The sequence below is a fragment of the Paenibacillus sp. J45TS6 genome (assembly GCF_018403285.1).
Classification (GTDB): Bacteria; Bacillota; Bacilli; order Paenibacillales; family Paenibacillaceae; genus Paenibacillus.
In genome coordinates this window covers 1-376 of sequence record NZ_BOSJ01000080.1, presented here as the reverse complement: position 1 = coordinate 376, position 376 = coordinate 1, and the positions used below count along the sequence as shown (strand labels likewise).

At 51.6% G+C, this 376-nt stretch carries 3 tRNA genes; all 3 read right to left on the bottom strand.

Annotated features, from left to right (window positions below):
• Positions 1-38: 38 nt before the first annotated feature.
• Positions 39-119 (bottom strand) — tRNA-Leu (locus KJS58_RS25050).
• A 10-nt stretch (positions 120-129) separates the two neighbouring features.
• Positions 130-205: transfer RNA gene (locus KJS58_RS25045), tRNA-Lys, on the bottom strand.
• 51 nt (positions 206-256) lie between these two features.
• Positions 257-333 (bottom strand) — tRNA-Asp (locus KJS58_RS25040).
• Positions 334-376 lie beyond the last annotated feature (43 nt).

The window sequence follows — 376 nt, the reverse complement described above, 5'->3', positions numbered from 1 at the left end:
CGATGCTCTACCGCTGAGCCACGTCCGCAATTAAAGGATGCGCGTGAAGGGACTCGAACCCCCACGTCAAAGACGCTAGATCCTAAGTCTAGTGCGTCTGCCAATTCCGCCACACGCGCATATAAATGATGGTGAGCCATGAAGGGCTCGAACCTTCGACACCCTGATTAAAAGTCAGGTGCTCTACCAACTGAGCTAATGGCTCCTAACAATAAGGAAGCTAGTCCCTCAATCAGTAATACTTCTAGGATAAAAATGGCGGAACTGACGGGATTCGAACCCGCGATCTCCTGCGTGACAGGCAGGCATGTTAGGCCTCTACACCACAGTTCCAGGTATTACAATTGCGGGGGCAGGATTTGAACCTGCGACCTTC